Genomic DNA, 20,667 nt, shown 5'->3' with positions numbered 1-20,667 from the left:
CCCCATCACCCCATCCTTGCAAAAATAAAAAAGCGTTAATGCCCATCATGACATCAAACGCTTTTATTTTTAGTAGAATTGTTCTTTCTTTCCTCAAGTTGCTCTTTCGTGTAAATAATCTTCATAGGGTTCCCCCCCACAAGAGCACCTGGAGGAACATCCCGATTGACAAGTGTACTAGCAGATATAATTGCTCGATCTCCAATGCAAATTCCCGGTAAAATGGTGCAATTTGCCCCAATCATCACTTCTTTCCCTATTTCCACCTTTCCAAGTCGATATTCCTCAATTAAGTATTCATGAGCTAAAATCGTTGTATTATAGCCAATAATCGAATTGTCTCCGATTGAAATAAATTCGGGAAACATAATGTCTGGGACGACCTTATAAGCAATAGAAACTTTGTGACCAATTTTCATTCGTAAAAAGGTCCGATATAACCAATTTTTCACAGAAACAAAAGGGGTAAAGCGCCCAAGTTCAATAATTAATGTATTTTTCGCGACTTTCCAGAAGGATACTGTTTTGTATATATTCCATAGGGAGTTAGCTCCTTCTACACGAAATCGTTCCGTCCGTCTCATGTCCGTTCTACTCCGACAATTTTAAAGATGTCGGTTATCTCTTCTAACATATAGTCAGGGTGAAAGGTGGAAAGAAATTCTTTCCCTTTTAAAGACCATGCAACACCAGCGGTCAAGGTACCCGCATTTTTTCCACCTTCAATATCATGATAATTGTCGCCAATCATGATGGCTTCTTCTGGTGTAGAATGAAGTAATTTTAAAGCTTTAAATAATGGTTCTGGATTTGGCTTAGGGTGCCGGACCTCATCCAATGAAATGATCACATCAAAGAACGGTTCAAGCTTCGTCAATTTTAATCCTTGGATGACTGTTTTTCTAATTTTCGTAGAGACAATCGCTAGCTTAAATCCTTGTTCTTTTAACACTTTAATCGTTTCATAGACTTTCGGAAACTCTGTAACCAGTTCATCATGTTTCTCTTGGTTAAAGGTACGATAATGCTGACACATCTCTTGAACACGATCTTGGTCTAAAGATGAGAACGTCTCTTCCAATGTAGGACCCATAAATGGATACACATCTTCACGTGTATATTTTCCAGGGTAGTAGTGATTTAAAGTATGCAAAAAACTTGAGATAATCAATTCATTTGTATTAATCAACGTTCCATCTAAATCAAATAATAAGGTCGTAATCTTATTCGTCATAACGATACTTCCTTTCTTCTTGATAGCTCCGCCCGCTTCCAAAGATTAGACACGATCAGAGTTAAAATAACCGCAGTGATCACTCTAATGAGCAACAATGGTAATACTGGAATTCCAAGCGGGACAAATATGAGAGTGTCCTCGACGACCGCATGACAAGCAACTAAGAAAATAAAAGCAAGCGTCACGTCTTTCCGGCTCACTCCATCTTCTTCGACTGCTTGAATCATGACACCCGCTCCCATTGCCAACCCAAATAATAGACCAGCCGCTAAAGTGGTCGAAGTATTTTCCTTCATTCCTAAAAATCTTGTTAAAGGAGCCGTCCATTTCGCAAAGATGTCTAACCACTTTAAATCTTTTAATATTTGAATGCCAACCATGAGTGGAATGACAATGATCGCTAATTGAAAAACTCCGGTTCCTGCCTTTTCCAAACTATGTAAAAATAACTCTCCTGCCCCGGTTATTTGCTCTTCCTTAGGAGAAATCATCCCATATTGGGCGATTTCACCTCCACCTTTCCACATTAGATTAATAAGCATCCCTGAAAGAACGGCAAGACCTACCCTTACTGCAATCATAATCCAAATCTTGACGCCTACTCTTGTGGCTACACTCGATTCAATAATCAAATTATGTGAAAATGACAGCATCACCGCGATGATAAACACTTCTTTTACTGTCAATTCAACCGATAAAATCCCTGCGATTCCCGCATATAAATTTAGGAAATTTCCTAACACAATTGGGATGGCTGCATCACCTGATAACCCGAAGATTCCCATAATTGGACTAATGAAATCAATCATCCAAGGCAAAACAGGTGTATATTGCAAAAATGTCACAATCAATGTCACAGGGAATACAATTTTTCCTAATGTCCAAGTGGTTTTTAGTCCAACTAATAACCCCTTTTGAATTGTTTTAAACATTCCCCATCTCCATCCTTTTCCCCTATTTTCCCATCAAAAGTCACAACCTTAGTTTTTCTCTTAAAAAGGATGGCCCATTATGGTATCTATTTATATCTTAGTTTCTCTTCTTCAAGTATGGTTTTGACTGTTAAAGACCTTACTCTTCTTTTACATTATATTTTGAACTAGCCATCCCTGTTTTACGACGTACAATCCATAGAATAATTGCGATGAAAAGAAGCACGATTGAGATTACTTGTGCCATTCGCAAATATTCGGATAGCATTAAACTATCGGTGCGAAGCCCCTCAATAAAGAAACGGCCAATTGAATACCAAATAAGATAAGATAAGAAGATCTCCCCTTGTCTAATCGATGTTCTTCTTAAAGATAATAAAATCACAAATCCAATTACATTCCAAATCGATTCATATAAAAAAGTGGGATGATAATAAGTACCTTCAATATACATTTGATTGATGATGAAATCAGGTAAATGAAGATTTTCTAAAAAAGTCCGTGAAACTTCGTCCCCATGTGCTTCTTGATTCATGAAATTTCCCCAACGACCAATTGCCTGCCCTAGAATAATACTCGGGGCTGCAATATCAGCCAATTTCCAGAAAGAGATATTTCTCACTTTTGAAAATACGAATGCACTCGCAACAGAACCGATCAAAGCACCATGGATCGCAATTCCACCTCTCCAAATTTTAATGATATCACCCGGGTGTTGTGAGTAATACTCCCATTCGAATAGAACATAATAAATACGTGCACAAACAATAGCAGCGGGAATGGCCCAAATGATTAAATCAGCAAAAATATCTTTATTCCAGCCAAGCCTTTCCGATTCACGCATGGCCAAATATAAACCAAGTGCAATTCCAACCCCAATAATGATTCCATACCAATGAACTTGAATAGGACCAAGTTCAAGTGCAATGGGATTTAGAGGATACCCACTCATGTCCATTCCACCCTCCCCTTTCTTTGATTGTTAATCATTATAAATATCTCCGCTTGCTCCCTTATCTTGTATGACATTTGCAAGCTTTTCAGTAAATTCTTTAGCAGCGTTCACTCCCATTCGTTTAAGGCGGAAATTCATGGCGGCTACTTCAATGATGACAGCAAGGTTTCTTCCTGGACGAACGGGTAAAGTAATTTTCGTAATTTCTGTATCAAGAATTTTTATTTTCTCATCATCCAGCCCTAGACGGTCATAATGTTTCGTAGAATTCCAAAGCTCTAAATCGATATTCAGAGTGATTCTCTTGAAACTCCTCACGGCACCTGCTCCAAATAATGTCATCACATTAATAATTCCTAAACCACGGATTTCAAGTAAATGCTCAATTAATTCGGGGGAACTACCGACTAAAGTTCCTAAATCCTCTTGTCTAATTTCAACGCAATCATCCGCAACTAAGCGATGTCCGCGTTTTACCAATTCAAGGGCTGTCTCACTTTTCCCGACACCACTTTGCCCTGTGATCAGAACCCCAACACCATATACATCCACTAACACACCATGTATGGCTGTCGTTGGAGCCAGCTTACTTTCCAAATAATTGGTTAAATGACTTGATAATCTCGTCGTTTTCATATTGGATTTCATGACGGGGACTGCCGCATTTTCCGAAGCAATGATTAATTCCTCTGGCACCTCTAAATCACGCGAAATAATGATGCATGGTGTAATATCGGCACATAATTTTTCCATCCGGATCGTTTTTTCCTCTGTTGATAATCTTTTAAAGAATGTAATCTCTGTTTTTCCAAGAAGTTGAATCCGTTCTGCAGGATAATAATTGAAAAATCCGGCAATTTCCAACCCTGGTCTCGAAATATCACTCGTTGTAATAGGGCGATGTAATCCTTCTTCACCACTTATTAATTCCAAATCGAATTGGTCAATTAAATCTTGAGTACGTATTTTAGCCATTTCGATCCCTCCAATCTTCTATAGGTCAACTTGATTTGCCGTCATTTTTATTTTCCAATGAAGTTTCTCTTTATTGTAGCATTTTTTTTTATAGAACTAAACTAATGGTTCATCGCCTTTTGTGGCTCGTTCTGTAACGAATTTCTTGTTTCTACATAAAATATTCTAGGACAAGATTTCAAGGAGGAAAGAATGATGAAAATGATGTTAGATGCTGGTCATGGCTATAGTACCCCTGGAAAACGTAGTCCTGATGGTTTTCGCGAATATGAATTTAATCATGCTGTGGCCAATTATGCAAAAGACTTCTTGAAACAATATAAAGACATAACCATATATTTCGCCCATTCCGATCAACGTGATGTCCCACTAATCGAAAGAACAAACTTAGCCAACCATTTAGGAGTAGATATATATATTGCCATTCACGCAAATGCTTATGGATCCTCTTGGAATGGGGCAGAGGGAATTGAAACGTATGTTTACCCATCAAGACCGTCTGAGGCTGTAGCCCTTGCCAACAGAATCCAAAGAAATATCGTGATTGCAACTGGAAGAAAAGACCGTGGCGTGAAAACTGCCGATTTTCACGTCCTTAGAGAAACGAATATGACGGCTGTATTAATTGAAGGTGGGTTTATGACCAATAAAGAGGAAGCGAATCTCCTAAGATCCGCCTCTTACCAAAAGGCTGTCGCAGAGGCCATTGTAAAAGCAGTTGCTGAACAATATCATCTTCAAAAAAAGGAAAATCAACCGGAATCACCTACCGCGCCACCTACACAAACCTCTTACTACCGCGTGCAAGTGGGAGCCTTTCATAATAAGGAAAATGCCCTTTCCCTTGTAAAGAAACTAAAAGAAAAAGGTTTTGAGGCTTATATCCCTGAAAAAACCTCTGCTTCTAACTTATATCAGGTACAGGCAGGGGCCTTTTATAATAAGGAAAATGCTCAAGACCTTGTAGACCAATTAAAAAAAATAGGGATTGAATCCTTTATCCATTTGGATTAAAACGGGAAGGCGGAAGAAATTTCTTCTGAGTGACCGCCTTCGTTCACCCAATGTGAGACTTCCATCCCCTTTTCCTATTACGAAGTTCATTATTCCAGCCCGTTAATCTCCAATAAAAAGACTCTCTGGTTAAAAAACCCAAAGAGTCTTTTTATTGCCGATATAAAGTGAAACTTCATCCCCCACTGAATGTTAGTTGACCTTATCAGATCTAGGGACACCTATCTTCTTTGTTTCCACATCATTTTGAAGTGGAGGTTTTACTGCCAGTTAAGGTGGGATAAAATGCCCGTTTCCATTCTTTTTAGCGTTTGTCTTTGGAAAGAATGGTATTTTGGAGGACGACATTAAAGAGCGACATCAGAACCGCCATGAGTAAGGCCATCCCAAATCCAGAAATATTAAATGAATCCCCCATTATTGAATCGGTTAATAACAGAGTAAGAGCATTGATGACAAATAAAAATAAACCTAACGTTAAAATCGTTGCTGGCAATGTAAATATAATTAAGATTGGCTTGACTAATAGATTTAAGATTGATAGCAGTATACTTGCCATAACAGCTGCTCCAAAACCGGAAACATAAACACCCTCAAAATATCCTGCCATCGCCAAAAATAAAACTGCATTTAAAAGTATACTAATTAACCATCTCATTCAATTAAAACATCCTCTTCATTTGATAGTACAAACATTAGTAATCCATATGAGATCACTAAAGGAAACATTCCTGATGGAAATAAAAATAAAATAAACAGTACACGAACAACTGAGGAATGAATACCCAACCATTCCGATAGTCCACCCAATACTCCAGCTATTTTTCGGTCATGAGTCGAACGAGTTACTTTTTTCATATTACACCCTTCTTTCTAATGAATCCTTTACATTTTATTCTTCCATTAAAAGAGGGTTTTATCCTTAACAGGTGTAACTCCCCATCCAAAAATGAAAAGGTTTAGCTACTAGTAATCCATCCTATCATGATCCTTTTCATTGTGGGATTTCTTTAATCATAACCGAACCCGTCTTGGACTCTCCTTGAATAGAGGTCTTCAATGATTCATCTTCACTTTGAAAAATCATTTGTTTCTGAATCATTTCCTTTTTATTTTCAATGATACGAACATTTTGCTCAGGAACAAGTAAATTTCCTAAATTGGTTTTGATTTCGCCTTGAATTGGGGTATTGGCAGGGATATTCACTTCTATATTTCCAGTAACTGCTTTCACCTCAATGCTTTTAGCAGTTGAATTACGAATCAAACAGCTGATATTTCCATTGAAAGACTTTGCTTCAATTTCTTTTAGAGTTCCATCCATTTGAATGGAACCTGTAATCGTTTCAGCTTCTAACTTTCCACAGTTGGCCTCCGTTATATACATTTGCCCGTTTGCCGCTTCGGCTTCCATTTTTTCAGCTATTATTTTGCGAATATCAATTTTTCCGTTTCCAGTTTTTATTTCGAAATCATTCGTATGAATGTTTCTTCCATCAAAGGAACCGTTTAAAATTTTTACGGAAATTTTATTCAAAAGTGTGTTTGGAATGAAAAATGTCGTCTCTACCTTCATCCACTTAAATGGGGTTGAAAAGGATAGGACACCATTTCGCACATTGAAATGTGAATTCCGTAAAAAGGTATCTCTTGCTTCGTCCAATTGATTGGAATGATACACTTTTACTTGGCATTCAACTCGAACATCTTCTTGTTCCCAAGGCGAAAGAATGACATTTCCATAGGCCATATCCACTTTTATTTCATTTAAATTAGGCTGTGAATGTTGGAATACATGTGAAAACTCAACAGCCTTTCCTAGTTGAAGATCGATTTCTTTGACTTTCGTGACCGCCATTTGAACAAAATTAAGTAATTTTTCTTTTGTCTGTTCAAAATTACTTTTCGAAGTAGATTCCGATTCTTCTTTCTGTTTCTCGGAAACAACCTCTACAAGTTCATTCATCATTTTCGATTCTTTTTGATCTTTTGTTTTCGTTTCCTCATCTAAAGCTTCAAGAAGGGTCAATGCATCATTCGCTGTAATAGCTCCTTTTTCGACAAGTTCTAATATTCGTTTTCTCTCATCCTGCATATTGATCACCCATCCATTTCCATATTTATCCTGCTTCTTACAACCGTTTTCAAAACAAAAGCATTCTAAAATAAAGTGAAACTTCATTCAGTGGGGGCTTTATCCCCCACTGAATGTTAATTGAGCTTATCGGGTCTTTAGGGGCCGTGATCCTCCACCTCCAAATCACATTTGGAGGTGGAGGTTTTACTGCCCGTTAAGGTAGGAGAAAAAGAGAATGTTAATTTGCTAATGCCTCTTCATCTGCAATGATCGTCACATCTGGATGTTGATTTAAAACGGAAGCAGGTACATTTTCCGTTACTTCCCCTTTTAAGATTTCTTTTAAAATTGGAGCTTTTGTTTTCCCAGAAGCTAATAATACGATTTTCTTACTGTTCATAATCGTTTGAATTCCCATCGTGATGGCCTTTGTTGGCACTTCTTCAATCGTATTAAAAAAGCGAGAATTGACTTCAATGGTCGATGGTGAAAGGTCGACAATATGCGTTTTTGATTGAAAAGAAGTCCCCGGTTCATTAAAACCGATATGTCCATTAACGCCGACCCCAAGTAACTGCAAATCAATTCCACCTAGTTGTTCAATCGTCTGTTCGTATTGATGACATTCATTTTGAAAATCATCTGATACCCCTTTTGGTACATGGGTATGTTGCTCTAAAAGGTCAATATGTTGGAATAAATATTGATTCATAAAATAATGATAACTATATGGGTTATTTGGCTTTAATCCAATATATTCATCTAAGTTAACCGTTTTAATTTGATTATAAGGTGTTTTATTTTTTTTATGATCTTCAACAAGCAATTCATAAGTTCCAATGACAGATCCGCCAGTAGCTAAACCGAGAACTGAATTGGACTTTTCTTTAATTTGCTTTAATAATATTTGCGATGCTTTTTCACTTAAATCTTTGTATGTAGCTACTCGAATGATGTTCATGTATTTTCCCCCACATCCACTTTTTATTCTTTTATATTAGCATCTCATCTTCCATTTTTCCACAATGTCACTTATTAGGCACAATTTGTTTGAAGATGGGTTTTCCCATTTATATTCCAAAATTATATCATAGTAGATGCAGGGGAACTTGTTCATTTTTAATTAGATTGTTCTGCTAATTCCATTTCGGAAATACGATCTTGCATGCGCTTGCGGTCTCGTTCTAATATTTTCTTCAAATATTTACCTGTATAGGAACCCTTCACTTCCGCTACTTCCTCTGGGGTTCCAACCGCAATGATCTTTCCTCCCTTATCTCCGCCTTCAGGACCAAGATCAATAATATAATCTGCCGCTTTAATCACGTCTAAATTATGTTCGATCACTAAAACGGTATCCCCATTTTCCACAAGACGTTGCAGGACAAATAGTAATCGTGAGATATCATCGACATGAAGCCCTGTTGTAGGCTCATCTAATATATAAATAGAACGACCTGTTGAGCGGCGATGGAGTTCAGAAGCTAACTTCACCCTTTGTGCCTCCCCTCCTGATAACGTCGTCGCTGGTTGTCCCAGTTTCACATAACCTAAACCGACATCGACAATCGTTTGTAGCTTCCGTTTTATTTTAGGGATGTTTTCAAAAAACTCTAATGCATCTTCTACATTCATTTCTAAAATATCTGCGATGGTTTTACCTTTATATTGCACATCTAAGGTTTCACGGTTATACCGCTTTCCATGACATACTTCACAGGGAACATATACATCTGGAAGGAAGTGCATTTCAATTTTAATAATCCCATCTCCTCGGCAAGCTTCACAACGCCCACCCTTGACATTAAAACTAAAACGTCCTTTTTTATACCCACGTACTTTTGCTTCATTTGTTGCTGCAAACACATCGCGGATATCATCAAAGACACCTGTATAGGTTGCCGGGTTTGAACGAGGAGTTCTACCAATAGGCGATTGATCAATATCAATGACTTTTTCTAAATGTTCGATCCCTTTAATTTCCTTGTGTACTCCCGGTTTACTTTTCGCTCTATAAAGCTTTTGGGCTAATGATTTATGTAAAACTTCATTCACTAATGTACTTTTTCCTGAACCCGATACACCCGTAACCGCTACAAACGTACCTAGTGGGATTTTCACTTTTACATTTTTTAAATTATGTTCCTTTGCCCCGACGATCTCTAAAAATCGACCATCAGAGGATCTTCGTTCAAGAGGTAAAGGAATAAACTTCTTCCCTGATAAATATTGACCCGTTAAGGATTTCGGATCTTTCATTACTTCATCAGGAGTTCCCGCTGACACAATTTCTCCGCCATGCACTCCCGCTCCAGGCCCAATATCGATTAAATAATCGGCAGCTATCATCGTATCCTCATCATGTTCTACAACGATTAATGTATTGCCAATATCCCTCATATCTTGCAATGTTTGAATGAGCCGGTCATTATCACGCTGATGAAGGCCGATCGAGGGTTCATCTAAAATATAGAGTACTCCTGTTAATTTTGAACCGATTTGAGTTGCCAAACGAATTCGCTGTGCTTCCCCTCCAGAAAGCGTTCCAGCAGCTCGGCGCAAGGATAAATAATCAAGTCCGACATTGACGAGAAAACCTAATCGTTCACGAATTTCCCGTAAAATGAGTTGGGCAATCTTCATTTCCTTCTCACTTAATGTTAAGTTGTGAAAAAATTGATCCGCCTCTTCAATGGAGAAACTAGATATTTCCCCTATATGTAACCCATCAATTTTCACTGCTAAGCTTTCTTTTTTTAAGCGATGCCCTTTACATGTTGGGCATTTTTGCTCAGCCATATATTTTTCCATTTGTTCGCGAACATACTCAGAGCTTGTTTCCCGGTAACGTCGCTCCACATTGTGGATGACTCCTTCAAACTCAATATGGCCTTCACGAACTTGTCCAAAATCATTTTCATAACGGAAATATATTTTTTCATTATCAGAACCATATAACACCTTTTTGAATAAATCTTCCGGAATATCTTTCACGGGAATGTCCATGTCAATCCCGTAATGATCACAAACTGCTTTAAGTAATTGCGGGTAATATTGTGAACTTGTCGGTTCCCAAGGGGCTAGGGCATGTTCATTTAAACTTAGTTCCCAGTTAGGAATAATTAAATCAATATCTACTTTTAACTTGGAACCAAGACCATCACAAGTTGGACAAGCTCCAAATGGACTATTAAAAGAAAACATCCGAGGCTCTAATTCACCAATTGAAAAGCCACAATGGGGGCATGCATGATGTTCACTAAAAAGTAATTCTTCTTGACCGATGATATCGATCATTACTCGCCCTTCCCCTAACTTCAAGGATGTTTCAAGGGAATCGGCAAGGCGCGACTCAATTCCCTCTTTCACAACAATTCGGTCGACTACCACTTCAATTGAATGTTTTCTATTTTTTTCTAGTTCAATCTCTTCCTCTATATCACGCATTTCACCATCTACACGAACACGGACATACCCTTGTTTTTTTATATCCTCAAGAACTTTCACATGAGCTCCTTTTCTTCCGGAAACGATGGGAGCTAACACTTGTAACTTCGTCCGTTCTGGATATTCTAAAATTCGGTCGACCATTTGTTCGATTGTCTGTGAAGTAATTTCAATCCCGTGAGTTGGACAAATAGGGTGGCCAACACGTGCAAACAGCAAGCGTAAATAATCATGGATTTCTGTTACTGTCCCAACTGTTGAACGGGGATTACGACTCGTTGTTTTCTGATCAATGGAAATGGCAGGTGAGAGCCCATCAATCGCATCAACATCTGGTTTATCCATTTGCCCAAGAAATTGACGCGCATATGCTGATAATGATTCAACATAACGTCTTTGCCCTTCCGCATAAATGGTATCAAAGGCAAGTGAAGATTTCCCTGAACCTGATAATCCTGTAACAACGACAAGCTGATCCCTAGGGATTGTGATATCAATATTTTTCAAATTATGCGCACGTGCACCTTTAACTATGATTTGATCTTTTCCCAATTCACGTCATCCTTCCGATTTCAACTCTAAAATAGCATCGCGGAGTTCAGCAGCTCTTTCGAAATCTAAAGCTTTCGCTGCTTCTTTCATTTCCGACTCTAAACTAGTAATAAGTCGATTTCTTTCTTTTGCTGGCAACTTCTTATGTTTACCTTTTCCTGTTTCATATACTTCCCCTGATTCAGCTGCATGTGTCGCTCTAATGACATCGCGTATTTCTTTTTGAATCGTTTTCGGTGTGATTCCATGTTTTTTATTATAAGCCTCTTGCGTTTCTCGCCGACGCTTCGTTTCATTGATCGCTTTCTCCATGGATTCAGTTATTTTGTCTGCATACATAATGACATGACCTTCCGCATTACGGGCTGCTCGACCAATCGTCTGAATTAGAGAACGCTCCGAACGCAAGAAACCTTCCTTATCCGCATCTAAAATCGCCACTAATGAGACTTCAGGAATATCTAAACCTTCTCTTAATAAGTTAATTCCTACTAAAACGTCATATTTCCCCAATCTAAGATCACGAATAATCTCAATCCGTTCAAGCGTTTTGACTTCAGAATGTAAATATTGAACCTTGATGCCGATTTCTTTTAAATAATCCGTTAGATCCTCTGACATTTTCTTCGTTAAAGTCGTGATGAGAACCCGCTCGTTTTTCTCGATTCGCTCCTGAATTTCTCCAAGTAGATCATCAATTTGACCTTCAATTGGTCGGACGTCAATTTGCGGATCTAATAAGCCCGTAGGTCGAATAATTTGCTCCACCATTTCAGGAGAATGCTCAAGTTCATAAGGACCAGGTGTCGCGGATACGCAAACTATTTGATGAATATGTTTCTCAAATTCTTCAAACTTTAATGGCCGATTATCCATTGCGGAAGGAAGCCGAAAACCATGATCGACTAGTACTTTTTTTCGTGCTTGGTCCCCATTATACATTCCACGTACTTGCGGGATCGTTACATGTGATTCATCCACAACCATTAAAAAATCATCTGGAAAATAGTCTAATAATGTATACGGTGTAGAGCCTGGCGGACGTAAGGTTAAATGACGGGAGTAGTTTTCAATTCCCGAACAAAATCCCATCTCCCTCATCATCTCTAAATCATAATTCGTCCTTTGTTCAAGTCTTTGTGCTTCAAGAAGTTTATTTTCTTCTCTTAATACTTTTAACTGCTCCGCTAATTCCTTTTCGATATTTTTAATCGCCTTTTTCATCTTCTCTTCTCTCGTAACGAAGTGGGAGGCTGGGAAAATGGCTACATGCTCACGTTCTCCGATAATTTCACCTGTTAAAGCATCTACCTCACGAATTCTGTCAATCTCATCACCGAAAAATTCAATTCGAATACAATGCTCATCTCGAGAAGCTGGAAAAATTTCAACAACATCTCCCCGTACTCGAAAGGTTCCACGTCGAAAATCAATATCATTTCTCTCATATTGAACATCCACTAATTTACGAAGCAAATCATTTCGCTCCAGTTCCATTCCAACTCTTAATGATACGACGAGTTCCCGATATTCTTCTGGAGACCCCAAACCATATATGCAAGAAACACTAGCAATAATAATGACATCATTCCGTTCAAAAAGGGAAGAGGTAGCGGAGTGTCGAAGCTTATCAATTTCATCATTAATACTGGCATCTTTCTCAATATATGTATCTGTTTGCGGGACATAAGCTTCCGGTTGATAATAATCATAGTAGCTTACGAAATATTCCACTGCATTGTTAGGGAAAAACTCTTTGAATTCACTGTATAATTGGCCAGCTAATGTTTTATTATGGGCGATGATCAATGTGGGTTTATTCACCTCTTTAATCACATTCGATATCGTAAAAGTTTTCCCTGTACCTGTAGCCCCTAAGAGTGTCTGGATTCTCTTTCCTTCTTCAATCCCTTGAACAATCTTTTGAATAGCAGAAGGCTGATCCCCTTGTGGACTATATTTTGAAACAAGCTCAAATTGATTCATCATCCGAACCTCCTATAGATGAATGATTTTCCCGTATATATCTCTACTGTGCATTTTTAGAAATGATCGTTTGCACAAACTCATTCAAAGTCAATTTCTCTTTATTATATCCTCATTTTACCACAAACAATAGCTTTCAAACCATTATTAAGCGAACAAACATTCGAAAAAAATAATCTGGATGTGACCAAATACGCAAGCGCCATAAATATCGGTGTAAGGTATTCGTCATTTTTGACTGAAATAACGGAAAGAAGGGCGAGGTCGTTCACAAGCTGGTGTTCACTCAAATTAGGGGAAATGTAGAAATACGCTAGTGGATAGGCAGTGAAGCTTGAGCAAAAACAACATTTTCTAAGTAGGATCCACAGTTTAAATTTCAGCGTTTTCCGAAACGATAAAAAGCCAATTCGCCTTGTAAATGGACGAATTGACTTTTTCGTTAACGAAACCATTGTTGTAATAACATGATCACTCCTACCAGGAGCGCTACTAACTTACCCGGTCATATTGGGGGTGGTGTTTGTAGATATTCTTCTTCATCCTTCTCTTCCCCCTTTTCCTCTTGTACCGGGTGGTTAGGAGGAATTCCTCAAAGATGATGAGAGCACTTCTTCTTTTCTTTCATTTTATCACCTGTTTTTATCCCTTTTTAATATACAATCAACGATTAAAATAATAAATCAAACCAAATTTTTACGGCTGTTGCTAAAATAAGGATCGCCAGGAACAACTGTAGAAATTTTGTATTGATTTTTTGCCCAGCCTTCGCTCCTAACGGGGAGGCAATTAAGCTTGCAATGACCATAATAATCGCAGGGACTAATAATACCTGTCCTGTCATCACTTTCCCAATCGTAGAACCGATGGAAGAAATCAACGTAATCGCAAGAGAGCTTGCGATTGTCATTCTTGTCGGGATTTCCAATACAACGAGCATAATCGGTACTAACAAAAAGGCCCCTGCAGCTCCTACAATTCCAGCCCCAATCCCGACAACAAAGGCTGATAAAGCGGCAAGCCATTTATTAAATTGAACCTCTTCAATTGGGATGTCATCCAGCCCTTTTTTAGGAATAAACATCATAATAGCCGCAATCGCAGCTAAAACCCCATAAATGATATTAATTCCACCTTCGGACATGATTTTCGAGCCAAATCCCCCAATGAAACTACCGAGTAAAATCGCCACCCCCATATAGATGATGAGTGTTTTATTTAAGTAGCCACTTTTCCGATAGGCCCAAACACCACCAATCGTAGCGAAAAAGACTTGTACTGCACTGATTCCTGAAACCTCATGTGCAGAGAAAGCCACAAATCCAAGCATGGAAGGAATATATAGTAGCATAGGGTATTTAATAATCGATCCGCCAATTCCAACCATTCCGGAAATATAAGAACCGATAAACCCAATGGCAAAGATTAATAAGATAAATCCGAATGAAAACTCCATTCTTTCACCTCATTCCCTTAGAAAGTAGAATGGATATCCCTAATGAAGAATGCTACTATGACAACACCACGGAATAAAGGAAGTGATTCCTAAGGGAAATGATCCTATATTCCGTGGTGAGCTCAGTAACTATACACTTAAGGGATATCCACTATGCTTTTTCAATCCAAAATGAAAATACGCCATCTTCTTCTTTCATTTCAAGCAGTTTATGTCCTGTTGCTTCTGTCCATGCTTTTACATCCGTTTGTGACCCTTTGTCAGTCGTCACTAATTGTAAAACTTCACCCGTATTGATTTCATCAATTCCCTTTTTCGCTCTAACAATAGGCATTGGACAAGATAAACCTTTTGCATCAATTTCTTTTGTGATATTCATTCAAATTTCCTCCATTCACTTTTTATTGTAAATTAACAGTCTGAAGACCCCACTTCTTAACGTTTCACCTTATTTCTCAATCGGTCCATTCCATTGGCTCATGCCTGGGACAACATTCCATACATTAGTAAAGCCAAGTTGAACTAATTGCTGACAGGCTAAATCACTCCGATTACCAGTTCGGCAAATCACATAGGTGTTTTTCTCTTTATCAAGTTTTACTGCATGTGTAGCTAGGTCACCAAATGGAGCCGAAACTGCATTCGGAATATGACCAAATACGTATTCTGCTGGTTCTCTTACATCGACAATTTGCACAGATTGATCTAGATATTTTAATAACTCTTCATTCGTAGCTGTTTTCTCATAAGATCTCTCTTCTGTTGATTCTGAGCTTAACGCTTTTCTAATATAATGCTTTAATACACTCTCTTCTTCGATCGTTCCCAAATATTGATGTCCGATTTGCTTAGCCCATGCTTGAATATCTGCTTTTGATCCCTTATCGGTTGCAAGAACTTCTAATACTTCACCATCTTGAATCTCATTCATCGCTTTTCGTGCTTTCACAATAGGCATTGGGCATGAAAGTCCTTTCGCATCTACTGTTAAATTTGTTTCGACCATAATAAACACTCCTCCTACTAGGCGTATATGCCACTCTGAATGTTAATCGTCTATATGAAGCCCCTTCTTTTACCCATATGGGTATTTACCTTTCTAAAAAAATATTTCCATAGACTTGTTACAATTTGAACATGTTGTACCCTTCCACAATCTTTATCTCCACTTGCGCTGAGAGTTTAATGTGGGAATGAAGGTACAGCGAATACCTGCATGTCCGTTTTTTTCTTTTTCCCCCAAATCCCCATCTGATTCTTCTAACGACTTTTCACTAATAAATGAACGGCTTCTTTTACAAGATCATCCGTGCTTTCGTTTTTCTCTATGTTTTCACGAACACAATGCTCTAAATTCGTACTCACAATAATCCCGATGGTTCGATCGATCGCCCCTTTTATAGCACTTAACTGTGTAACAACATCTGCACAATTTTGATCTTCTTCCATCATTCGGATGACTCCCCTCACTTGCCCTTCCATCCGTTTCAATCGATTTTGTACATTTTTATTATATTTCAACTTCAACACCTCCTAAGAAGGGTTCGAGATGGCCATAGTGGATGACCATCCCTTAAAGTTGTTTATTTTTTTAAAAGAGACATGATCGTATTTGGATCAAAACCGATCACCCATTGTCCATTCACTTCAGTTTGTGGTACCCCCATTTGTCCAGTTGTTTCGATTAATCGTTGTGCAGCTTCTTGATCTTGTTGAACATTTACTTCTTTAAAAGGAAGTCCTTGTTCATTTAGAAAATTTTTTAACATCACACAATATGGACATGAATTCGTTGTATACACGGTAATATTGGATTGCATATTTATTTCCTCCTGTTCAATTAGTAAAAAATAGATTAGAAACTTAAAGTAATATTTGCATCTTTCGCGAAGTTTAAGAACGTTGCGGCCCCGCCGACTTCCACTCCATCTACTAAGGCCTCTTCCTCAAGCCCCATCACATCCATCGTCATTTGACAAGCGATAAATTTCACACCCATCTCTCTTGCCATCTCTACTAATTCTGGAATCGAAGGTACATTTGCCTTTTCAAAACCTTCTTGGAAAGCTTCTTTTCCTTCTGGAAGTGGAAGTTGTTTATGACCTTCCTTATGAATTAAATTCAAACCTTCAAACGTAAAGAACACAGCTACTTCTCCATCTGTTGCGGCTGCCGCTGTTGCAATATTAAATACTTTATAAGCATCAAACGCATTTCCATTCGCTGCAATAATCGCTACTTTCATCATTAAAAATTCCTCCCTGTGTTGTTTTATATACCCTTCATGGTATTTATTATACCCCATGCGGTATAAAAGTCAACAATCATTTTTAAAATTTTCGAAGCGCTTTGAACATCGGCGTACGGATTTCTTAGTCTTCAATAGGTAACTGAGAATAAAAAAACGCACCTAGAAAAATTTCATTTTCTAAGTGCGTTTTTTTGCCCGTTTCACCATTTGATTTGCAAAATAAAATCCCGCTGTTAAAGATGCAGCATCTAAAATGATTAACAACCATGTATTTGTATATCCTTTATAAACAGACGCAGCAATTAAGGCGACCGTCAACACGAGGCTAATCATCTGATTGTATGTAACTCTTGTAAAAAAGACGACAAGGATTCCAGGTAAAAAGATGGCTAAAATGATTTTATCAATCATTGTCTCCTCCCCACTAACAACATTATTCATTTCTATCATATATGAATTTATTATTTGTTGAAAGTTGAAAATCTACCTAAAAGAAAAATGATGTCATCTATAAAATAGATCACATCATTTCTTCGTCTAATTATCCCGCCTTAACGGGCAGTTGAACCTCCATCCAACCCCCATTGAATGAAGTTTCACTTTATAATCTTGTTATTTTTTCTTCAATAGGTGTTCGTTCCTTGCCTTTTGGAACAATGTCAAAATGTCCAAATTGCAACATTCCAACGATTCTCTCTCCTCTGTGAACATGGAGGGCTTCACGGAATTTAGGATGATCAAGGAAAACTGGTGTTTTCCAACAGGTTCCGATTCCCATTTCCCATGCTAACAACTGGGCATTTTGAATAAGAGCACTCGCAGCAGCAAAATCCTCTAATCTTTCTTTCTGTCTAGCATCTTCAGGTACAATGACAAAAACAAAGGCTCCAACATTCGTAAATTTTTGCATGGCTTTAGCTACTTCATCTTGTTGCATATCCTTCCATTTCGGTCCAATCGTCTGTTCTTTCAGGATGTCTAATAAGCGGGCTTTCCCATCATCCGCTGCGACAACAAATCGCCAAGGTTCACGTACCCCATGATTTGGCGCCCATACCGCATCTTCTAATACAGATAATACTTCTTTCTCCGATACAGGCTCTCCGTTAAATTGTTTAATCGATCGGCGTGATCGAATTGTTTCTTTAATCGACATGTTTTCTCCTCCTCTTTTATCCCGAATGATCGGGCAGGGAACTCACCACATGAAGAAGTGTGGGTCATCCATACCCCTAAGTGTATACGTAACCTATTTAACTCGTCAAAATTGTCTCCTCACTGCCCTTGTTCATCCTTTTGACTTAAAATATTTTGGGTCATCTGGCTGAGCTGATCGTGAGGAATGAATTTTTCCTGCAATAAATCAGGTAAAATATCATTTAAAAAATATTGAACACTTTTCATTTCTTTAAATAATATGATCGTCATTAGCGCTTCTTCATAAATTTCAAGAAATAATGGTTCTGGATTCCCTTTTTGAATCTCCCCAAATGATTCGTATAAAAGATCGATCTTATCAGCGACAGATAAGATTTTTCCTTCTAATGTATCATCTTTTCCCTCTTTAAAGCGCTCAATATAAACCTCCCTAAATTCCGTTGGGAACTCTTCACGGATAAACTTCTGTGTCAATTGTTGCTCTACTTGAGAAAAGAGACCTTTTAACTCACTAGATGCATATTTCACAGGTGTCTTAATATCTCCTGTAAATAATTCAGCATAATCATGATTTAAAGCCTTCTCATATAAGATTTTCCAATCGACCGTTTCTCCTTCCATTTGTTCAACTGTCCCAAGAAATTGAGCAATTTTCGTAACTTTAAAAGAATGGGCTGCGACGGAATGGTCTTGATACTTAAATTTTCCTGGACACCGAAATAAATTTTCTAAATCAGATAAACTTTTAAAATATCGATGAATTCCCATCGAACCCCTCCCCATCCAAGTTTTCACATGATTGTATCAATTTTCTCCTAATGTTTCAATTAAAACACGATGACTGTATTTCTGTATACGAAAAGAAAACCCAGTCCATTTCCTGAGTTTTCTTAGGGGTAATTTTCAATGCAATGAATTAAGAAACAGCATCTTCATCCCAATTTTTATCTTCTTGTACGAAAATGATCCCGAGTTCATGATGTTGTCCTTCATATAAAGCAGATTGTACAAAGCGATTTTCTCCGTTCGCTCCAATCACTTCCATCCTGCAGTATGCCCTGTTTCTTTGCAAAGCTTGATAAAAGTTTTCCTCATTGGAGACTTCAACACCGTTCACCTTTTTAATTAATTCCCCTATTTTCAATTCCATTTTATCTGCAGGGGTATAAGGGATTACTCCGAGAATTCTCACCCCTGCCTTTTGTTGAGTAAAATAATATGGTTGCTTTTTATCTAGTTGGTTGTAACGCATATGGATCCAAGCCCGCCCTATGAATGCAAAGGCTAAAACAACATAAATCATCATAGGGAACCAGTATGAGGGAATGGCTAATATGAATGTAATAATCCCCATCCACATGACAGATCTCCCCATTTTTTTAATGGCTACTTCTGGTAAAGTACTACGAATGATTTGCTTAAAGCCGATTAAAAAAGGAACCGCAAAAAGAGCAAATGACTGAGAACCAATTTGAATCACCGGCCACCAAGAAAATGAAGAGTGCAGATCCCCACTAGGAATCAATAAAAGAATCGGTACCACCCACAATCTTTGCGTCAAATGCGCTCCAACATTCAATCCTCTGGGGCTTTTTATTAAAGTTGGAGATGTTCCCTTCCATGCATTCCGAAAAATCAACACTCCTTCTGCAATGAGCAAGAAAGCTAATAATATCGCCATGGACGTTAAAGGAAGATGGTCAATAAATGCCCCGTTTGAAAAAGGAATTTCGATCCCTATTTTCTCCGCTAATAAAATCAGCAAAATTCCACCAATCAATGTAAATGGAACAGATAAAAAGATTCCGCCTATTAAACTAAGAATAAGCGTTGCGGTTCCAATCCCAACAATATACGACATCGGAATAGTTAAACCGATGAACAACATCAAACATGATAGAATCATCCCTATAAGGATTCCTTGGGGGAAAATCTGTCGCATCTCATGATAAATATCATAAATACTAACATCAAAATCCTTGCGTTCTCTTTTGACACGCAGAGAACCAATTGAAAATGTTAATAGAATAGAAAAATATAAAAGAGGATGTAAAAGTAATTTCCCGATGCCTGTTAACAACTGCATGAGCCATTCTACCACCAATTGTCACCACCTTTCCACGAGCACCTTATCATAATTCTATGCCATATTCCGTATGACATAAAGTGAGTTCCCTTCTTTATGCTCTATGTCACGATCAATTTTTGTTTTCCTATTTAGTTATCATCATAAAAGGGGTAATAAATAAACTTTCAATTATATTTTACCAAATGGGGCAATAAATCTCATGAATATTTTCTAGTATTTTATCTATTCAATCGACAACTCCCTTTCATTTTCCGGGAAATAGTGACAATCCTTTTTTTATTTTACATAAGCTCCATTATTTCAGCTATTTTCAGCAAAAAACGATGGGATGTTCCATCTTTTAAGGAAAAATAGGAGGTACACCAAACAAAAGGGTGTCCCAGGAAATAGGTAAAGCACCCCTGAGACACCTTTTTACGTCTACTTTATTTTATTACTAATATACTCAACTTTCGCACCAGAAAAATAAGTGCTAATCGTTGGTTTTATTGCGTTTAAGATTTATTAAATATATTGCTTGACACGGTTTATTAAAAAA

22 protein-coding genes are annotated in these 20,667 nt (G+C 37.8%); 1 reads left to right on the top strand and 21 read right to left on the bottom strand.

What is annotated here, in order from left to right; genetic code table 11:
* Positions 1-53: 53 nt before the first annotated feature.
* The 5 genes from J2S13_RS11685 to hprK all read right to left on the bottom strand — a co-directional run bounded on the left by J2S13_RS11685 (position 54) and on the right by hprK (position 4,099).
* Positions 54-584, bottom strand: a complete 531-nt coding sequence (locus J2S13_RS11685; protein WP_307257945.1) for an acyltransferase — start codon at positions 582-584, stop codon at positions 54-56.
* Positions 581-1,234: a pyrophosphatase PpaX gene (gene ppaX / locus J2S13_RS11680; protein ID WP_307257944.1), complete on the bottom strand. Its 654-nt coding sequence runs from the start codon at positions 1,232-1,234 to the stop codon at positions 581-583. The genes J2S13_RS11685 and ppaX overlap by 4 nt, the downstream gene beginning before the upstream one ends.
* On the bottom strand, positions 1,231-2,169 hold the full coding sequence (locus J2S13_RS11675) for a nucleoside recognition domain-containing protein (RefSeq protein WP_307257943.1): 939 nt from the start codon (positions 2,167-2,169) through the stop codon (positions 1,231-1,233). The genes ppaX and J2S13_RS11675 overlap by 4 nt, the downstream gene beginning before the upstream one ends.
* A 139-nt stretch (positions 2,170-2,308) precedes the next feature.
* Complete coding sequence (lgt, locus tag J2S13_RS11670) at positions 2,309-3,127, bottom strand: prolipoprotein diacylglyceryl transferase (RefSeq protein WP_307257942.1); 819 nt, start codon at positions 3,125-3,127, stop codon at positions 2,309-2,311.
* A 24-nt stretch (positions 3,128-3,151) separates the two neighbouring features.
* Positions 3,152-4,099 carry an HPr(Ser) kinase/phosphatase gene (gene hprK / locus J2S13_RS11665; RefSeq protein ID WP_307257941.1) on the bottom strand — a complete coding sequence of 316 codons (948 nt, stop codon included), beginning with the start codon at positions 4,097-4,099 and terminating at the stop codon, positions 3,152-3,154.
* Between the two features lie 195 nt (positions 4,100-4,294).
* Between hprK and J2S13_RS11660 the strand changes: the two genes are divergently transcribed.
* Positions 4,295-5,113 (top strand): N-acetylmuramoyl-L-alanine amidase, encoded by an 819-nt coding sequence (locus J2S13_RS11660; RefSeq protein ID WP_307257940.1) that lies wholly within the window; start codon positions 4,295-4,297, stop codon positions 5,111-5,113.
* A gap of 304 nt (positions 5,114-5,417) precedes the next feature.
* Here the strand turns inward: J2S13_RS11660 and J2S13_RS11655 are convergent, their stop codons facing one another.
* The 16 genes from J2S13_RS11655 to J2S13_RS11580 form a co-directional block, all read right to left on the bottom strand.
* Positions 5,418-5,771: a phage holin family protein gene (locus J2S13_RS11655; RefSeq protein ID WP_307257939.1), complete on the bottom strand. Its 354-nt coding sequence runs from the start codon at positions 5,769-5,771 to the stop codon at positions 5,418-5,420.
* Positions 5,768-5,971: a PspC domain-containing protein gene (locus J2S13_RS11650; RefSeq protein ID WP_307257938.1), complete on the bottom strand. Its 204-nt coding sequence runs from the start codon at positions 5,969-5,971 to the stop codon at positions 5,768-5,770. Before J2S13_RS11650 ends, J2S13_RS11655 begins: the two co-directional genes overlap by 4 nt.
* Positions 5,972-6,107: 136 nt before the next feature.
* Entirely contained in the window at positions 6,108-7,208 is a 1,101-nt protein-coding gene (locus J2S13_RS11645; RefSeq protein WP_307257937.1) for a DUF4097 family beta strand repeat-containing protein, read from the bottom strand.
* Positions 7,209-7,428: 220 nt separating this feature from the next.
* Positions 7,429-8,151 carry a glucosamine-6-phosphate deaminase gene (nagB, locus tag J2S13_RS11640; RefSeq protein WP_307257936.1) on the bottom strand — a complete coding sequence of 241 codons (723 nt, stop codon included), beginning with the start codon at positions 8,149-8,151 and terminating at the stop codon, positions 7,429-7,431.
* Between the two features lie 158 nt (positions 8,152-8,309).
* Positions 8,310-11,189 (bottom strand): excinuclease ABC subunit UvrA, encoded by a 2,880-nt coding sequence (uvrA, locus tag J2S13_RS11635; protein WP_307257935.1) that lies wholly within the window; start codon positions 11,187-11,189, stop codon positions 8,310-8,312.
* Positions 11,190-11,195: 6 nt separating this feature from the next.
* Positions 11,196-13,178 carry an excinuclease ABC subunit UvrB gene (gene uvrB / locus J2S13_RS11630; RefSeq protein ID WP_307257934.1) on the bottom strand — a complete coding sequence of 661 codons (1,983 nt, stop codon included), beginning with the start codon at positions 13,176-13,178 and terminating at the stop codon, positions 11,196-11,198.
* Positions 13,179-13,845: 667 nt separating this feature from the next.
* Positions 13,846-14,631, bottom strand: a complete 786-nt coding sequence (locus J2S13_RS11625) for a sulfite exporter TauE/SafE family protein (protein ID WP_307257933.1) — start codon at positions 14,629-14,631, stop codon at positions 13,846-13,848.
* A gap of 151 nt (positions 14,632-14,782) precedes the next feature.
* Positions 14,783-15,010, bottom strand: a complete 228-nt coding sequence (locus J2S13_RS11620; protein WP_307257932.1) for a sulfurtransferase TusA family protein — start codon at positions 15,008-15,010, stop codon at positions 14,783-14,785.
* 69 nt (positions 15,011-15,079) lie between these two features.
* A complete protein-coding gene (locus J2S13_RS11615) occupies positions 15,080-15,637 on the bottom strand; it encodes a sulfurtransferase TusA family protein (RefSeq protein ID WP_307257931.1) in 558 nt (185 codons plus the stop codon).
* Positions 15,638-15,891: 254 nt separating this feature from the next.
* On the bottom strand, positions 15,892-16,152 hold the full coding sequence (locus J2S13_RS11610; RefSeq protein ID WP_307257930.1) for a metal-sensitive transcriptional regulator: 261 nt from the start codon (positions 16,150-16,152) through the stop codon (positions 15,892-15,894).
* A gap of 62 nt (positions 16,153-16,214) precedes the next feature.
* A complete protein-coding gene (locus tag J2S13_RS11605) occupies positions 16,215-16,451 on the bottom strand; it encodes a glutaredoxin family protein (protein ID WP_307257929.1) in 237 nt (78 codons plus the stop codon).
* 35 nt (positions 16,452-16,486) lie between these two features.
* Positions 16,487-16,876: a DsrE/DsrF/DrsH-like family protein gene (locus J2S13_RS11600; RefSeq protein WP_307257962.1), complete on the bottom strand. Its 390-nt coding sequence runs from the start codon at positions 16,874-16,876 to the stop codon at positions 16,487-16,489.
* A 183-nt stretch (positions 16,877-17,059) separates the two neighbouring features.
* On the bottom strand, positions 17,060-17,293 hold the full coding sequence (locus J2S13_RS11595) for a CsbA family protein (RefSeq protein ID WP_307257928.1): 234 nt from the start codon (positions 17,291-17,293) through the stop codon (positions 17,060-17,062).
* Between the two features lie 190 nt (positions 17,294-17,483).
* A complete protein-coding gene (locus tag J2S13_RS11590) occupies positions 17,484-18,038 on the bottom strand; it encodes a nitroreductase family protein (RefSeq protein WP_307257927.1) in 555 nt (184 codons plus the stop codon).
* Positions 18,039-18,157: 119 nt separating this feature from the next.
* Positions 18,158-18,808, bottom strand: a complete 651-nt coding sequence (locus J2S13_RS11585; RefSeq protein ID WP_307257926.1) for an HD domain-containing protein — start codon at positions 18,806-18,808, stop codon at positions 18,158-18,160.
* 148 nt (positions 18,809-18,956) lie between these two features.
* Positions 18,957-20,144 (bottom strand): PDZ domain-containing protein, encoded by a 1,188-nt coding sequence (locus J2S13_RS11580; protein ID WP_307257925.1) that lies wholly within the window; start codon positions 20,142-20,144, stop codon positions 18,957-18,959.
* Between the last annotated feature and the right edge of the window lie 523 nt (positions 20,145-20,667).

This window comes from Oikeobacillus pervagus, from assembly GCF_030813365.1.
Classification (GTDB): domain Bacteria; phylum Bacillota; class Bacilli; order Bacillales; family DSM-23947; genus Oikeobacillus; species Oikeobacillus pervagus.
The sequence above is the reverse complement of the archived record's forward strand: the minus strand, read 5'-3'. Positions and strand labels throughout refer to the sequence as shown.

Bases quoted from the DNA above. Each gene is read 5' to 3' on its own strand.
- J2S13_RS11685 (WP_307257945.1), bottom strand. From the start codon at position 584: ATGAGACGGACGGAACGATTTCGTGTAGAAGGAGCTAACTCCCTATGG.
- ppaX (WP_307257944.1), bottom strand. From the start codon at position 1,234: ATGACGAATAAGATTACGACCTTATTATTTGATTTAGATGGAACGTTG.
- J2S13_RS11675 (WP_307257943.1), bottom strand. From the start codon at position 2,169: ATGTTTAAAACAATTCAAAAGGGGTTATTAGTTGGACTAAAAACCACT.
- lgt (WP_307257942.1), bottom strand. From the start codon at position 3,127: ATGGACATGAGTGGGTATCCTCTAAATCCCATTGCACTTGAACTTGGT.
- hprK (WP_307257941.1), bottom strand. From the start codon at position 4,099: ATGGCTAAAATACGTACTCAAGATTTAATTGACCAATTCGATTTGGAA.
- J2S13_RS11660 (WP_307257940.1), top strand. From the start codon at position 4,295: ATGAAAATGATGTTAGATGCTGGTCATGGCTATAGTACCCCTGGAAAA.
- J2S13_RS11655 (WP_307257939.1), bottom strand. From the start codon at position 5,771: ATGAGATGGTTAATTAGTATACTTTTAAATGCAGTTTTATTTTTGGCG.
- J2S13_RS11650 (WP_307257938.1), bottom strand. From the start codon at position 5,971: ATGAAAAAAGTAACTCGTTCGACTCATGACCGAAAAATAGCTGGAGTA.
- J2S13_RS11645 (WP_307257937.1), bottom strand. From the start codon at position 7,208: ATGCAGGATGAGAGAAAACGAATATTAGAACTTGTCGAAAAAGGAGCT.
- nagB (WP_307257936.1), bottom strand. From the start codon at position 8,151: ATGAACATCATTCGAGTAGCTACATACAAAGATTTAAGTGAAAAAGCA.
- uvrB (WP_307257934.1), bottom strand. From the start codon at position 13,178: ATGATGAATCAATTTGAGCTTGTTTCAAAATATAGTCCACAAGGGGAT.
- J2S13_RS11625 (WP_307257933.1), bottom strand. From the start codon at position 14,631: ATGGAGTTTTCATTCGGATTTATCTTATTAATCTTTGCCATTGGGTTT.
- J2S13_RS11620 (WP_307257932.1), bottom strand. From the start codon at position 15,010: ATGAATATCACAAAAGAAATTGATGCAAAAGGTTTATCTTGTCCAATG.
- J2S13_RS11615 (WP_307257931.1), bottom strand. From the start codon at position 15,637: ATGGTCGAAACAAATTTAACAGTAGATGCGAAAGGACTTTCATGCCCA.
- J2S13_RS11605 (WP_307257929.1), bottom strand. From the start codon at position 16,451: ATGCAATCCAATATTACCGTGTATACAACGAATTCATGTCCATATTGT.
- J2S13_RS11600 (WP_307257962.1), bottom strand. From the start codon at position 16,876: ATGAAAGTAGCGATTATTGCAGCGAATGGAAATGCGTTTGATGCTTAT.
- J2S13_RS11595 (WP_307257928.1), bottom strand. From the start codon at position 17,293: ATGATTGATAAAATCATTTTAGCCATCTTTTTACCTGGAATCCTTGTC.
- J2S13_RS11590 (WP_307257927.1), bottom strand. From the start codon at position 18,038: ATGTCGATTAAAGAAACAATTCGATCACGCCGATCGATTAAACAATTT.
- J2S13_RS11585 (WP_307257926.1), bottom strand. From the start codon at position 18,808: ATGGGAATTCATCGATATTTTAAAAGTTTATCTGATTTAGAAAATTTA.